Source organism: Paenibacillus tyrphae (genome assembly GCF_027925525.1).
GTDB lineage: Bacteria > Bacillota > Bacilli > Paenibacillales > NBRC-103111 > Paenibacillus_G > Paenibacillus_G tyrfis_B.
Map to the genome: position 1 here is coordinate 149,270 of NZ_BSDJ01000006.1, position 14,019 is coordinate 163,288.

The following is a 14,019-nucleotide window of genomic DNA, read 5'->3' on the forward strand; positions in this document are numbered from 1 at the left end:
GACAACCAGAAAAAGGAGCTTGATCCTCATGAGTTTATGGCAAAAGGCGATTGAAGACGCGGTTCAAAAAACAAAAGCCAACATCGGCAAATTCGGCGGCCTGTTTCCTCATGTCAGCGAGAACGGAAAATATATCCTAAACGATAATTGCGATTGGACGGAAGGCTTCTGGTCCGGGATGCTATGGCTTTGCTATGAGCATACGAAGGACGAGGCGTTCCGCGAAGCGGCCGTGCGGACGGTCGAGAGCTTCAAGAAACGGCTCGAAGCCCATCGGGTGTTGGACCATCACGATATCGGGTTCTTGTACTCGCTTTCTGCCAAGGCGCAGTGGATTATCGAGCGGGACCCGGCTGGCAAGCAACTGGCGCTGGAAGCGGCCGATGTGATGATGCGGCGTTGGCGCCCGAAAGGCCGTTACATCCAAGCGTGGGGACCGGAAGGCGACCTGGAGAACGGCGGACGCATCATCATCGACTGCATGATGAACTTGCCTTTGCTGTACTGGGCTTACGAGCAGACGGGCAACCAGGAGTACTTGGACGTAGCGGTTACGCACGCCGACAAATCTCGGCGTTTCCTGGTCCGCGGGGACGATTCGTCGTATCATACGTTTTACTTCGACCAAGAGACGGGCGAGTCGCTTCGAGGAGGGACGCATCAAGGCTACCGTGATGCCTCTACATGGACCCGGGGTCAAGCTTGGGGCATCTACGGGTTCGCTTTGTCTTACCGGTATACGAAAAATCCGCTGTATCTGGAAACGTCCCGCCGTATGGCCCGTTATTTCCTGGAGCGGCTGCCGGAAGACGATGTGGTGTACTGGGACTTCGATGCGCCGGTCACCCCGGAGACGAAACGCGACAGCTCCGCGTCTGCGATCGCCTCGGCCGGGCTTGTTGAGCTCCTGTCTCATTTGGACGCTGAGGATGCCGACCGGGCCTTCCTGGAGGACGGGCTGCACCGTTCGATGAAATCGTTGGTGGAGAATTACTCCACGATCGGACAGCCGGATGCGGAAGGGCTGCTGGAGCACGGTTCGTACAGCGTGCGCGGTGGGTCAGCGCCGGACGATTATATGATTTGGGGCGACTATTACTACCTCGAAGCGCTGCTGCGTATGGAAAATGGCATCACGGGCTATTGGTACGAAAGAAGCTAGGATGAATGTGGAGGCTCCCTTACGTCGACTCGCTTAGGATGACGTGAGGGAGTTTTTTGCGTGAAAGGGGGAGACTCATCGTGAAAAAGTGATTGTTATTTTCGCAAAATGGCAGCGATTACAATTTTGTTACACAAATGAAATATTCCTGTTACGTATTTAACATGTTAGGGGTGTAATATAATAAGCAAGACCCCCTTTTTAATATATAAACCTTTGAAGACTCGCCCCGTTGGCGGGTCTCTTTTTTTGTTTTCAGTTGGGAAAATATATTTGCAACACGGATAAACAGGATTGAGGGAGTAGAACCAGGAGAGTTACAGTCTCTGAAATTCCTTGTTCCTACTAAAAAAATGTAAATTAGGGTAATTTGACTTAGACGTAAATGAAAAAATATGGTAATTTAATGTTGTTTTCGAATTTTTAATTAAAAAATGGGAGGCGCTATTATTGGATTGATGTCATCAAGTGTTTATGCATTTTGAGTTAGTTAGAATCGAGATCTAATTAAAGTGATTTAAAAATGACATTAAAAATTTCAAGCAGAAACAAAGATAACTAAAAGAGGTGAAAGTATGAAACGTTATTCTGTAGTTGGATTAATTTTTTTCTTGTTATTTAATATTTTACCCTTCAGTGCTTTTGCTGCAACAGCACCACAAGATATTTTAATGGACGCTAAGTTCAAACTGGGGAAATCTGTTACCGATTCATCTTTGGGGGAGGTTATAAATAGTTGGGGAAGCCGAAAAATGATCCCGCCTCTTTCGTATATGTGGTACGAATTACCATCGGTTGCAAATGTGGTTTTTTATGAATCCTTTGGTCCTTCGAATCCTGAGGGGTTTTTATTATTTAACGAAAATGATGAAGTGATTTATAAAGGACCTAGTTCAATATCAAAATTGACAATAAACGTTTTAGGGGTGAAAAAAGTAGCAATTTATAACAAGGAGACAAGCTCTCCGGTTCCGGTGGATTTTTTCCGATTATGGGTTACTGACGATGATTTAACTCCGCCCCCGGCTCCAAAAAATCTGCAGGTAACGCCTTTGAATGCTTCAGCTTCGTTGAGCTGGGATCCTTCACTGGCTGCCGATCTAGCTGGATACAACGTATACCAAAACGGGGTTAAGATAAACACTTCTTTAGTTGTAGACAACAGAACGACTGTGGCATCCTTGGCTAACAATACAACCTACACTTTTAAAGTAACTGCTATGGACAAAAGTGGAAACGAATCCTTACCTTCTAACGAGGTAAGCATCAACTTTGATACGCTTCCCCCAACAGCACCCATCTCGCTTACAGCGGTTACCGGTTCCCTTCAGGGTACTGTGGACCTGACTTGGAAAGCAAACAGTGAAGCGGATCTTGCAGGCTATAATCTTTACCAAGATGGTGTGAAGGTCAACTCAGCACCTTTAACGACGAATTCATATCAGGTCTCTGGCATCCAAGCAAATACGTCGTATACATTCACCGTTACGGCTGTTGATGCGTCGGGAAACGAATCCGCTCATTCGGAATCAGTCGTTTATTTCAATCGGGTCGCACCTGCGAAACCAACCCAATTGGAAGCTGTGGAAGGTAACGCAAAAGTAGATCTTTCGTGGAATGCTGTTGACAATGCAACAGGCTATAACGTGAAGCGCTCCACAAAATCGGGAGGACCATATACTACTGTAGCTGACAACATTTACGGCAACATCTATACTGACAGTGATGTAATTAATGGAACAACTTACTTCTATGTGGTCACCGCGCTTAACAAAACTGTGGAAAGCGAACCATCCAATGAAGTATCTGCGACGCCTCAAGTAACATCTACACCGACTTTAGTTGTAAGCATTGCAGAAGAGAAGGTAAAGGTAGGACAAGAATTTACATCGAACATCGCTCTAAAAAATGTGAAGAATATTTATGCGGAAGATTTTACACTTAATTATAATAACAAAATATTGGAATATGTTGGGTTCGAGGAAGTGCCCGGTTATAAAATCTACAATAAGCCAGTCGATCAAAATGGAAATCTCCGTTTTATTATCGCAAGTCAAGGTAAAGAGCATGGCATTAACGATGAAAAAACTTTTCTCAAGCTCAAATTCAAGGCAAAAACTGCGGGAACAGGTAAAGTTGATGCTCTCAAATGCAGAATAGCTGATACTGAACGGGAATTTGACTTGGACGAATCATTTTGTTCGGAAGACTCCGTAACTGTTGAAGGGGTTAAGGACGTCAACAGATCGGGGGAGTACACGCTGCTTGATCTTGCAATTGACGGATACTATTACGGTCAGTTGGCTTCGAATGCCGATCCCTCAAAGTATGATGCGAATCAAGCAGGCGACGAATTCGTAAGAGATGAAGACTTGGTTTATATTGTTAATCAAATGCTGTTAAATACGAACTATCCTCCGAATAAATAGGCAAAAATAAAGAGTCCCCACTAGCTTAGCTGGTGGGGATTTTCATTTGTTATGAAGCGAAAATCACTATGTATTTTTTCGTATATACCAAGAAGGAGCAAGCTATTTTCTAAAACTGCGTACTGGTTCCGGGCTAAGGATATATAGGATTTTTATTGATGGGAATATAAATTAATTTATGAATATTTTTTAAAAATTTACTAAATAAGGTTGAAAGTGCTTTGTTCATTGTATATCATACGGATATCCCCTACGAAATATTTGGAGGATGAAAGGGGGGACTAGCAGTAAATCGTGCAGTAGTGGTTTTTAAACAACATTTAGCAATTAAATGAAAGGGAGTGTATTTCATGGTTAAAAAAAGAACGGCAATCTTAGCATTATGTTCATTGATGGCTATATCGGCTTTATCTATGGATGTTCAAGCTGCAAGTGCGTCTCAAGCGGCTCCATCCTCTAGTGTTCAGCTGGAACCGCCATTTTCGAGTCCGTTCCCAACCCAATGGGTTATGGTCGGATCTCCTATTCCTGAAGGATGGGTTATTACAAAAGTGGGAGGAAACATGATCGAAATTACGAATGTCAAGAGCGCCACTTATGGCCGTGAAATTTGGGTGATGTTAGGCTCGCCTATTCCTAAAGGATGGGTAATTATTAGGCCGACAGGAAACATGAATTTAATCAAGTTTTTGGGATGATTTAATGCTATTATTATAAATCGGCATAGTTAAAGAACGAGAAATAGACCGTTACCTTTATCTGGGACGGTCTATTTTTTTTGTAACCTTTTCCGTACTTGAAAGATCTAATTATTGAACAGAGAGAAGAAGTTTGCAAAAGGGATCGTTTTTTATGGAAAGGTGGCTGTATTGGTGGATTTGAAAGAAGACTACGTCCTCAAAGCGCAAGCAGGGGATAGCGAAGCATTCATCGATCTGATGAAGGAATTGGAGCTGCCCATGTATCGAATGGCCTTGGCAATCGTCAAGCAGGAGGCAGATTGTGCCGATGTCGTGCAAGAGGCGATACTGAAAGCTTACAAGTCGCTGCATACGTTAAAAGATCCTGCTTTTTTCAAGACGTGGATCTACCGGATTTTGATTAACGAGTGCAATAAACTGCTGAAGAAGCGGATGCTGTTGATGACGGGCGACGAGCTTCCCAGCCGTCCTTCGGGTATGGCGGATTATGAAAATATCGATTTGCGAGAAATGGTGGACCATTTGGAGGAGAACCTGCAAATCGTCATTGTCCTGCATTATTTTCAGGATCTCCCTCTCTCGGAAGTGGCCGATGTGCTCGGGATATCGATAGGAGCGGTGAAGACCCGCCTGCACAGGGCAAGAAAGCAGTTATTATCTTGGTTAGGAAACGGTACGGAAAGGAAGATGAGCTGTGGCGCACAATGAGCTGGACAAAAACTTGATCGAATGCAGGAATAAGCTACCCGACCACATCACGGCAACGATGCGCTCCCGTTTAGACGATACGTATAGGATGATCCGTGAAATGGAGAGACCAGCAGACAAGCTTCTCAGTGAAACAACAAAAAGGCGGAAGCCACTTCGAAAAGGGTTAGTCATTGCCGTCGCCGCAGCAATTCTGGGATTATTGATCCTGAGTCCTGTACTGATCCCCCCAACGATGGCCGAATCATTGAATAAGTTGCCGATCGTGGGGAACATTTTCAAGCTTGCGGGAGATTTCGGGCTTCAGAAGGCCGAAGAGGAGGGCCTCACGACAACCGTAAATGAAAGTGCAAGCCATGACGGCTTCACCATAACGGCTACCAAGGTGTCCTATGACGGAATACGAATTGCACTGGAGTTGACAAGAACGGCCCCGGAGGGTACCGAAGGCGCGCTATATCATTTGCGTTCGATCATGAATGATACGGCGAAGAAGGGTTCTTTTGATAATATTCAGGTTTGGTTGCCTTCCGGTCATTATGGCAGCCTTAGCTTGGGAACGAACCAAGTCACAGAGCCTTCCGAATCCGTGCTTGTGGAGCTTAACGATTTATCGGGGGATATTCCGGATCAATTCGATTTGACGGTAAAAATGGGGCTAAAAGGGTATAAACGGCCGTTTGAATTAAAAGTGCCTGTCGTCAAAATGGCCGGACACACCGTACTCACATCCGAAGAGACGAAAATCTATAAGGGTGAGAGTTGGAAAATAGCCGCCAAAATTGACATCTCGCCTATCACAACCCATCTCGTTGTTAACATCGCGGACAAGCACCTCCAGGAAGAAATGGGGTTTGATCTCGCTGATCACGAGGGGAATGTACTGGAATCTCACGGCGGGCATGTATACCCTCTCGAAGGCGAAGCCGCTAAAAGCTACGAGGCTTTCCCGACCAGGCCGAAATCAATAACGGTCAAGCCGTATTTGGATAGGGGCATGCAAGGGAAACAGTATATCCCTGAACTGGAGCTTGTCGTATCGGTGCCCGAGAATCCCGAAGATGGAAGCAAATGACAAAAAAAGGCCGATCCGCTAAGGACCGGCCTTTTTACTCTCAGCAGCAGCGCGAAACTTTGCCGCCTTTGGCGTTGTATCGGGCTTCCTGCGCCTCGCGGAAAAACTCCTCCCGCGTCTGGATTGGCTCGCCCGGATGGCATTCCTTCCGATGCTCGACGTACCGCTCATAGTTCGGCACCCCGACGAGCAAGTCGAGGAACTGTCTGCGGTACTTGAGCACGTCCTTGACCGCCTCAAACATACTTTGGCACCTCCCGGACGCCGTCTGCGCCGCGCGCGACGTAAGGCGCTTCGCTTAGCCCGACGGGCAGGCCCTTCAGCACGCGGTACCAAGTCCGCAGCGATACGAGGAGTATGGCAAGCACGATGATCATAAACACGCCGCATAAGATGGCATCCACGTAATCGTTCGTGATGATCTGCTGCATTTGCGCGGCGGTTTTGGCCGGAGCGATTAGCTTCCCGGCGTTCATCGCGTCCTGATACTGCTGCGCGTGGGTCAGAAACCCGATTTTGGCGTCGGAGTGAAACAGCTTCTGCCAGCCGGCCGTCATCGTAATGGTGAGCAGCCAGACCGTCGGCACCAGCGTCACCCAGGCGTACGCTTTCTTGCCCATTTTCAGCAGGATGGTCGAGCCGAGAATGAGCGCCATGCCCGCCAGCATCTGGTTGGCGATGCCGAAAAGCGCCCAGAGCGAGTTGATGCCGCCTAGCGGATCGATGACGCCTTGGTACAAGAAATAGCCCCACCCGGCCACACAAAGCGCCGTAGCGATGACGTTGCCGAGCGTCGATTCGGTATTGCCGAGCGGCTTGGCGACGCTGCCGAGAATTTCTTGAATCATAAAGCGGCCTACCCGGGTTCCCGCATCGATCGTCGTCAAAATAAACAAGGCCTCGAACAAGATGGCAAAATGATACCAGAACGCCATCAGTGCCTTGCCGCCGATGACCCCGGACAAAATATGCGCCATGCCGATTGCGAACGTCGGTGCGCCGCCGGTGCGCGAAAGAATCGTCGATTCGCCGACGTCCTTGGCCAAATTGGTCAGATCGTCCGGCGTAATCGTAAAGCCCCATGACGTGAGTGTGGCCGCCGCTTTCACCGCATCGGTGCCGATGGCGGCCGCCGGCGAGTTAATCGCGAAGTAGGCGCCCGGCGTAATGACACAGGCGGCGATCAGCGCCATAATGGCGACGAACGATTCCATCAGCATCGCGCCGTAGCCGATCGGCCGGGCGTGCGTCTCCCGCTCCAGCATTTTCGGCGTCGTGCCGGACGAAATCAGCGCATGGAAGCCGGAGACGGCGCCGCACGCAATCGTGATGAACAGGAACGGGAACAGGTTGCCAGCGAAGACCGGTCCTGTGCCGTCGATAAACTTGGTCGTGGCCGGCATCGCGAGATCCGGCATGACGAACAGGATGCCGAGCGCGAGTCCCACGATCGTGCCGATTTTCAGAAACGTGCTCAAGTAATCGCGCGGGGCCAGCAGCAGCCAGACCGGCAGCGCGGAAGCAATGAAGCCGTAAGCGATCAGCATGATCGCAATCGTCTCGCCGCTGAACGTAAACATACCGGAAAGCAGCGGGCTTTCCGCCACGTACTTGCCCCCTACGAGAGAGCCCAGGAGCAGCACCAGCCCGATCAGCGAAGCTTCGGCGACCCGGCCGGGACGAATAAACCGCATGTAGATTCCCATCACGACGGCGATAGGGATAGTGGCTGCGATGGTGAACATCCCCCAAGGGCTGCCGATCAGCGCTTTGACGACAACGAGTGCCAAAACGGCGAGCAGAATGACCATAATGGCGAGAATGCCGACCATCGCGATCACTCCGGCGGTCGGGCCGATTTCGTCCTTGATCATTTCTCCGAGCGATTTGCCGCCCCGCCTCGTCGAGGCGAATAAGATGACGAAGTCCTGCACGGCTCCGCCGAGAATAACACCTATCACGATCCAGAGCGTGCCGGGCAAATAGCCCATTTGCGCCGCAAGCACCGGACCGACGAGCGGCCCCGCGCCGGCGATCGCGGCGAAGTGATGCCCGAACAAGACCCATTTGTTCGTCGGTACATAATCTTTGCCGTCGTTGTTGATCTCGGCCGGCGTCTTGCGGTTATCGTCTAAACCGAGCACTTTGCGGGCCAAAAATTTACTGTAGAAGCGGTAAGCGACGGCATAACATGAAACGGCGGCGACAATCAGCCAGACGGCGTTGACCGATTCCCCGCGGTTCAGCGCAATCGTCGCGAATCCGAAGGCGCCGAGTACCGATACGAGTCCCCATAAACCTATGGATTTCAAGCTTTTAGCCATGCGGTTCCCTCCACCTGTGAATCGCTTCCATCTTGGCAGCGTTTGCAAACAAGTATAATCGCTCTTTTGCCCGAGGGAAACCGCTTGGATCGCATGATGTCCGGAACCCGGTTCAAAATGTCAGATTTCCAGCTTCAAACGCAGCTCCTTCACATAATTCCGGCTGACGGGAACGCGGCTTCGCGCCGCATCGTCCATCCGTACGTCGTAAGCCCCGTTGACCCACGATTTCAATTCCGAGATCGCTTCCAGCCGGACCAGGTAGCTTTTATGACAACGGAAAAAGCCGAACGGCGCCAGCTTCTGCTCCAGCTCTTGCAAGGTATACGAGACTTCATAAGCCTTGTCGGCCGTATGGACTTGAACCCGCTTGCCTTCCTTGCTGATATAGACGATATGTTTCGGCGATACGTACTTGATGCCGTCGTCCAACTCAAGCGCCAGCTTCACGCAGACGTCTCTCGCCACGGGCTTGCGCGAATCCGGCGCAAGGCTCTTCTCCGCGGCCAGCCGCAGTTCCCGAAAGACCGCACCGAGATCGTCCTCGTCATACGGCTTCAATACGTAATGAAACGCGCGCAGCTTGAAAGCGTCGACCGCATAGTGATCGTAAGCGGTGGAAAAAACGATTTTGACCCCCGGGTCGAGCTCGCCTACGATTTGGGCCACCTGCAATCCGCTGAGGTCCGGCATCTCCATATCGAGAAACAGCACGTCCGGCGTCTGCTCCTTTACCTTGCGGATCGCATCCATTCCGCCGAACGCCTGCGTCACCTGTGATACGTCGGCGATCTGCTCCAGCAAATAGGCCAGCTCCTCCCGGGAAGGCGCTTCATCGTCGGCAATCACCACATTCCAACCCATTTTTGTCACCTCACCCAAAAGCTAACTTTCGTGCCTTTCCCCGGTGCGCTATCGATCTGCAGCGTCTTCTCCGTACCGTAATGGTAGCTGAGCCGCTGGACGATGTTGCGCAGCGCGACGCCCGCATGCTCGTCCGCCGCCCCCGCCACGCCCAGGCACATACCTGTGCCGTTGTCCTCCACCGTGATCCGGGCTCGGTATTGTCCGCCGTACGCCTCCTGCTTCACGCCTAGGCGAATGATGCCGGGTCTGCCGATGTTTTGGAGCCCGTGGACAATCGCGTTTTCCACCAGCGGCTGAATCGTAAACGGAGGAATGCGGCAGTCCAGTGCCGCTTCGTCAATATCCGTCACAAACTCCAGTTGGTCGCCGAGCCGCGCCTTGGTCAAGCTCAGGTAGGACGTAACAAGCTCAAGCTCGTCGCGGACCGAGACCAGCGTTTTGCTGCTGCCGTTCATATTTTTGCGGAGGAATTTGGACAGGTGCGTGATGAGCTGCCGCGCTTCCTCCGGCTTCGTGCGGATGAACGATTTGACCGTATTCAATACATTGAATAAAAAGTGCGGGTTCATCTGCGCCTGCAGCGAGCGGATTTCGGCATCGGCCAACAGTTGTCCCTGCCGCTCCGCTTCCACGAAAGCATACTGCTGCGAAATAAGCCTCGCCAGCGTTGTCAACATCCGCCGCCGGGACGGGGAATCCTCCTGCTTCCGCTCGTAAAACAACCGGAAGCGGCCGATCAGCTTCTTATTTTGCATTTCCATCGGCAGATCGACCCAATACGGTGTCTTGCGGCCTTCTTTGACCCATTCCATATCGTTTTTGTAAAAGTAAGCACCGACGGCCTTCGTCTCCTCGTGCAGCGTTCGCGTAACTTCCCGGACCGCCCGGTCAAAATCCAACCGCCACAGCGGCATCGTGAGATCGGCGATATGCAGCGCTTTGCGTGCGTGCTCCGTCCCGATCCGGTCCTCCTCGCTTTCCATCGTATGATATACGATGAAAAACAAGGATACCCCGATCCCGTTCGCAACAATTTGCGGAATCCCGATCAGCGCGACCAACCCGAGCGCTTCGTTCCATGGTTTCGCCAGCAGCAGGATCAACGCCATCTGGACCGCTTCTGCGATCAGGCCGACGGCAAACGCCGGCTTGGCCGAAGTCGCATGCCGGAACCGGCGTTTGACGGCATTGCGGCACATTCCCGCGAGGATACCTTGAGTGACGGGCGCCAGCATGCAGGCGACGGCGACGAAGCCGCCGAGGCTGTACCGGTGCAGGCCGGCAATGATGCCGACGACCAGCCCGCTCTTCACCCCGCCGAGCAGTCCGGCGATGACGACGCCGATCGACCGCGAGTTGGCGATGGCGGCCGTGGGGGAGACTTCGCCGATCCATGGCGCCGGCTGGTACGAATACGGGGTCACGGTTACCCCGGAATACGTGCCGAGAATCGCATACAGGCTGAAAAAAACGACGAAACGCCACGGATGAGCCTCCTCCCCTTGGTAGCTCATATAGCTTCGCATCCACCGGCTCCGCGAGAAGACGAACGCCAGCGCAATCAGGAAGCCGACGCGTTCCAGCATATCGACAAAAAGATGCAGCATCCTTACACATCCGTTTTAGAGGAATCTTGGTATTCGTTGTCTATTATATCGTATTTGCTGCGCATTGAATGCCGGGTTGATGAAAAAATGGGGTTATTTTGAAAATATTGTATTTCTTTTTTTGTTATAATAGAGTCGTTTCGGTTTCCGGAGAGGGAGTAGAGGGGATATGGGCGAAGCGTATAAATTGGATTGCGCGAATTGCGGCTACCATACGAACGTTTTTGTAGGAATCGGATTCATGTACGTGTATTTGCACTCCATCGCTTCATTCGTGCAGGACGCGGCGCTTAAGAAGCGGATCGCCGAGTTTGAGAAGGAACCGAGCACGCGATACGAGGCTTATGACGCCTTATACCGGTGTACGGCATGCCGTTCGCTCCGGAATGAGCTTTATCTGGAGATGAAGTCGGATCGCGATTATTTTGTCACCGCCTATTCCTGCGGGAAATGCGGGGAAGCGATGCATCCCGTGCCGGACGATCTGAGAGCGGTTCAGCTGGATTGTCCCGAGTGCGCAAGCGGCAAGCTGACGGCGACCTTTTACATGGACTGGGATTAGGCGATGGTCAATTCAACGTAAAGCAAGGCCACCTTCGTTGTGAAGGCTGGCCTGTTTGCGTTCAGGGAAGCGGTTATGCTCGGGGCTCCAACCCCTGAAGAACGGCCTGCAATAAGCCAGGGAAGCGAACATTCAGATCGTCGTAGCGCAGGGAAACAAACCGCTGGGTTCCTTCGATTCGCGTATGCGTAACCCCCGATTCTCTAAGCACCTTGTAGTGATGGGAGAGGGTCGAATTCGGAAGCGGGATGTCAAACTGGTTGCAGGCTTGCTCCCCGTGGTCCGCCAGGCTTTTGATGATTTGGAGCCGGATCTCGTCGCTGAGTGCATAGAGCACGGTAGATAAATTAATTTCATCAACTTGCGGGTGATAAAGCTTCCTCAAGATCGATCGCCTTCCATAAAAAAATTTTCGGTAGTTGAATTATACCAAAGGGAGTGCTATATTTCAATCATTCGAATATTTTCGAAATAACGAAATAAAGGAGCTATGAATCTTGAACAGGGTCATCGTGTTGTTTTTCTGCATCATGTTTATTATCGGCACCGATACGTTTATCGCTTCGCCTTTATTGCCGACGCTTCGGGAAGACTTCGGCGTCTCGGTCGAACGTTCCGGCTGGATTGTTTCTGCCTACGCCTTAGGCTATGCGCTGTTTGCGCTCGTTGCCGGGCCTCTCTCGGACGGGTGGAACCGGAAAAAAGTGATGATCGCGGGGATGGCCGGTTTCGGTGTGTTTACGCTGCTTTGCGGGGTTGCCGCCGACTTTTGGACTATGCTTCTCTTCCGCTTTTTGGCGGGGGTTAGCGGTGCGTTTGTGTCGCCGCAGGTATGGGCGGCTATCCCACAAGTCGTACCATCCGGCAAAGTATTAAAAGCGATGGGGATCGCGACCGCCGGACTTGCAGTTGCACAAATGCTCGGAGTGCCTATTGGCAGCTATCTTGCCGCTTACGGATGGCATACCCCGTTTATCGCGATCGGGGGCGCCTCGTTTATGATCGTGATGCTCATTGCTCTGATGCTGCCGTCGATTCCGGCGCCGCCGGCCGAGGGGGAAGCTCCTTCCATCGTCGGACGCTATCGTGCGCTGCTTCACGAATCCAGGGCGAAAAAAGCTTTCCTCGCTTATTTTGTGTTTCAGCTCGGGAACTTTGCCACGTTCTCCTTTATCGGAACCTGGCTTTCGGACAAATTCGGGCTGGGCGTCGCTGAGATTGGAACGGTGCTGCTGTTTCTGGGCCTGGGCAATACGCTCAGCAGCTTTTTTGGCAGCGGCGTGGTGCAGAGGATGGGGGGAAGAAGCTCGTTTATTTTGGGGATGGTAGCGCTCGTCCTGCTCTTTCCAAGCCTCTCCTTTATGGAAAGTCTTACATATATAAAGCTGGCTTACTTTTTGATTTATTTTATTATGGGCATGCTTTTCCCGCTCATCATGAGCTTGCTGCAAGGCTTGTCTTCTACGGCACGCGGAACGATCTCTTCCTTGGCGAATTCGTCCATGTATTTCGGAGCTACGATCGCTTCGTCTGTGGCCGGAGTTCTGTACACTAATTTTTCTGGGTTTGTTTCGGTCAGCCTGTTTACCGTTCTTTGTTTTATCGTCTCCTTGCTCTTGTTTCTTCGAAGCGGGGTACTGCCAGCCCGTTCGCGAAGCGAATCTCGCAGTGCCGCCGCCGTGAAATAAGCATATGAATTTCGCTTTCACCTCTCGAACGATTTCAGAACATTTTTTCGTGCCAACGAGCCTGATTTTCTAAAAAAAGTCGGACCTTCTGCCGATAATAATCTGGAAATCATAGGATCAGATAGTAAGATATTATGGCAATACGAAGAGATATGGGAGGAAGAGAGAAAATGTATTCGGGATTTTGGAAACGATTGTGCGCTTATATTCTCGATGGAATCATTCTTTATGTAGCCAGTGTGATTCTGGGCAGCGTATTTACAATGTTTGAATATCTGCTTATGATTCCATTCGCTCTTAAATCGACCCAATCCACTACTTCCATCGTATGGGTTGCCTTGGGAGCACGGGGCCTGCTCATCGTTGTTACCGGATGGTTGTATTTTGCGATCATGGAATCTTCAAAATGGAAGGCGACGTTAGGAAAGCTTGCGACAGGCAGCGTCGTGGTGGATGAAAGGAACGAAAGGATCTCTTTCGCGCGGGCGAGCGGCAGATATTGGAGCAAGCTGATTTCCGTGTGTACTCTGTACGTCGGCTTCATCATGGCCGGATTTACGGAGAAAAAACAAGCGCTCCACGATAAGATTGCAAAGACTTATGTGGTGGATAAGAATGCGCTCGAAATGCAGGCGAACGGTTATACGAATGTGAGGCAAATTTGAAAGCGAAGCTCTTGCCGGACCGAATCATCCTACGCCTTGTTCTCAGGGCTACCGACGGGCCAATGATCGATTTCGGGTTGTTCCGGGGTAGGGTCACAGCCCGTAAGATCGGAACGGAAGGCGGGCACACAGAAAACCCCGGCCGCTCGGCGGAGGTCCTGTAACAACGGACTTCCGCAGGCGGCCGGGGTTTTGTTTTTCGAGCAGTGCGAGTCTTATTTTTAAGCTCAA

The 14,019-nt window shown here is 51.0% G+C and carries 13 protein-coding genes; 8 read left to right on the forward strand and 5 right to left on the reverse strand.

Going from position 1 to position 14,019, the window contains the following annotated elements; genetic code table 11:
* Positions 1-28: 28 nt before the first annotated feature.
* The 5 genes from QMG93_RS09415 (at position 29) to QMG93_RS09435 (ending at position 6,075) form a co-directional block, all read left to right on the forward strand.
* Positions 29-1,162 (forward strand): glycoside hydrolase family 88 protein, encoded by a 1,134-nt coding sequence (locus QMG93_RS09415; RefSeq protein ID WP_281935716.1) that lies wholly within the window; start codon positions 29-31, stop codon positions 1,160-1,162.
* Between the two features lie 575 nt (positions 1,163-1,737).
* Positions 1,738-3,591: a fibronectin type III domain-containing protein gene (locus QMG93_RS09420; RefSeq protein ID WP_281935718.1), complete on the forward strand. Its 1,854-nt coding sequence runs from the start codon at positions 1,738-1,740 to the stop codon at positions 3,589-3,591.
* 350 nt (positions 3,592-3,941) lie between these two features.
* On the forward strand, positions 3,942-4,289 hold the full coding sequence (locus QMG93_RS09425) for a hypothetical protein (RefSeq protein ID WP_281935720.1): 348 nt from the start codon (positions 3,942-3,944) through the stop codon (positions 4,287-4,289).
* Between the two features lie 174 nt (positions 4,290-4,463).
* A complete protein-coding gene (locus tag QMG93_RS09430) occupies positions 4,464-5,000 on the forward strand; it encodes an RNA polymerase sigma factor (RefSeq protein WP_281935722.1) in 537 nt (178 codons plus the stop codon).
* A 100-nt stretch (positions 5,001-5,100) separates the two neighbouring features.
* Positions 5,101-6,075: a DUF4179 domain-containing protein gene (locus QMG93_RS09435; RefSeq protein WP_281935724.1), complete on the forward strand. Its 975-nt coding sequence runs from the start codon at positions 5,101-5,103 to the stop codon at positions 6,073-6,075.
* 40 nt (positions 6,076-6,115) lie between these two features.
* Here QMG93_RS09435 and QMG93_RS09440 read toward each other — a convergent pair whose 3' ends face one another.
* From QMG93_RS09440 to QMG93_RS09455, 4 genes are all read right to left on the reverse strand, one after another.
* The gene (locus QMG93_RS09440) at positions 6,116-6,319 is read right to left on the reverse strand and encodes a YbdD/YjiX family protein (protein ID WP_010493609.1); all 204 of its coding nucleotides are present in this window, start codon (positions 6,317-6,319) and stop codon (positions 6,116-6,118) included.
* Positions 6,312-8,399, reverse strand: a complete 2,088-nt coding sequence (locus QMG93_RS09445) for a carbon starvation CstA family protein (RefSeq protein ID WP_281935727.1) — start codon at positions 8,397-8,399, stop codon at positions 6,312-6,314. The genes QMG93_RS09440 and QMG93_RS09445 overlap by 8 nt, the downstream gene beginning before the upstream one ends.
* Positions 8,400-8,519: 120 nt before the next feature.
* Positions 8,520-9,263 carry a LytR/AlgR family response regulator transcription factor gene (locus QMG93_RS09450; RefSeq protein ID WP_281935729.1) on the reverse strand — a complete coding sequence of 248 codons (744 nt, stop codon included), beginning with the start codon at positions 9,261-9,263 and terminating at the stop codon, positions 8,520-8,522.
* 5 nt (positions 9,264-9,268) lie between these two features.
* Positions 9,269-10,873, reverse strand: coding sequence for a LytS/YhcK type 5TM receptor domain-containing protein (locus QMG93_RS09455; RefSeq protein ID WP_281935731.1), 1,605 nt, complete (start codon positions 10,871-10,873; stop codon positions 9,269-9,271).
* Between the two features lie 169 nt (positions 10,874-11,042).
* On the opposite strand from QMG93_RS09455, the gene QMG93_RS09460 reads away from it, so the two are divergent.
* Complete coding sequence (locus QMG93_RS09460; RefSeq protein ID WP_281935733.1) at positions 11,043-11,435, forward strand: hypothetical protein; 393 nt, start codon at positions 11,043-11,045, stop codon at positions 11,433-11,435.
* A gap of 73 nt (positions 11,436-11,508) precedes the next feature.
* On the opposite strand, the gene QMG93_RS09465 is transcribed toward QMG93_RS09460, so the two are convergent.
* Positions 11,509-11,820: an ArsR/SmtB family transcription factor gene (locus tag QMG93_RS09465; RefSeq protein WP_281935734.1), complete on the reverse strand. Its 312-nt coding sequence runs from the start codon at positions 11,818-11,820 to the stop codon at positions 11,509-11,511.
* Between the two features lie 112 nt (positions 11,821-11,932).
* On the opposite strand from QMG93_RS09465, the gene QMG93_RS09470 reads away from it, so the two are divergent.
* Together QMG93_RS09470 and QMG93_RS09475 are read left to right on the forward strand one after the other, a co-directional pair.
* Positions 11,933-13,123 carry an MFS transporter gene (locus tag QMG93_RS09470; protein WP_281935736.1) on the forward strand — a complete coding sequence of 397 codons (1,191 nt, stop codon included), beginning with the start codon at positions 11,933-11,935 and terminating at the stop codon, positions 13,121-13,123.
* A gap of 170 nt (positions 13,124-13,293) precedes the next feature.
* The gene (locus QMG93_RS09475; RefSeq protein ID WP_281935738.1) at positions 13,294-13,788 is read left to right on the forward strand and encodes an RDD family protein; all 495 of its coding nucleotides are present in this window, start codon (positions 13,294-13,296) and stop codon (positions 13,786-13,788) included.
* Positions 13,789-14,019: the final 231 nt, after the last annotated feature.

What these genes read in the sequence shown, in the direction of transcription:
- QMG93_RS09455 (WP_281935731.1), bottom strand. Translation starts at nt 10,873, where the DNA reads ATGCTGCATCTTTTTGTCGATATGCTGGAACGCGTCGGCTTCCTGATT.
- QMG93_RS09435 (WP_281935724.1), top strand. Translation starts at nt 5,101, where the DNA reads ATGGAGAGACCAGCAGACAAGCTTCTCAGTGAAACAACAAAAAGGCGG.
- QMG93_RS09425 (WP_281935720.1), top strand. Translation starts at nt 3,942, where the DNA reads ATGGTTAAAAAAAGAACGGCAATCTTAGCATTATGTTCATTGATGGCT.
- QMG93_RS09475 (WP_281935738.1), top strand. Translation starts at nt 13,294, where the DNA reads ATGTATTCGGGATTTTGGAAACGATTGTGCGCTTATATTCTCGATGGA.
- QMG93_RS09440 (WP_010493609.1), bottom strand. Translation starts at nt 6,319, where the DNA reads ATGTTTGAGGCGGTCAAGGACGTGCTCAAGTACCGCAGACAGTTCCTC.
- QMG93_RS09460 (WP_281935733.1), top strand. Translation starts at nt 11,043, where the DNA reads ATGGGCGAAGCGTATAAATTGGATTGCGCGAATTGCGGCTACCATACG.
- QMG93_RS09415 (WP_281935716.1), top strand. Translation starts at nt 29, where the DNA reads ATGAGTTTATGGCAAAAGGCGATTGAAGACGCGGTTCAAAAAACAAAA.
- QMG93_RS09450 (WP_281935729.1), bottom strand. Translation starts at nt 9,263, where the DNA reads ATGGGTTGGAATGTGGTGATTGCCGACGATGAAGCGCCTTCCCGGGAG.
- QMG93_RS09420 (WP_281935718.1), top strand. Translation starts at nt 1,738, where the DNA reads ATGAAACGTTATTCTGTAGTTGGATTAATTTTTTTCTTGTTATTTAAT.
- QMG93_RS09445 (WP_281935727.1), bottom strand. Translation starts at nt 8,399, where the DNA reads ATGGCTAAAAGCTTGAAATCCATAGGTTTATGGGGACTCGTATCGGTA.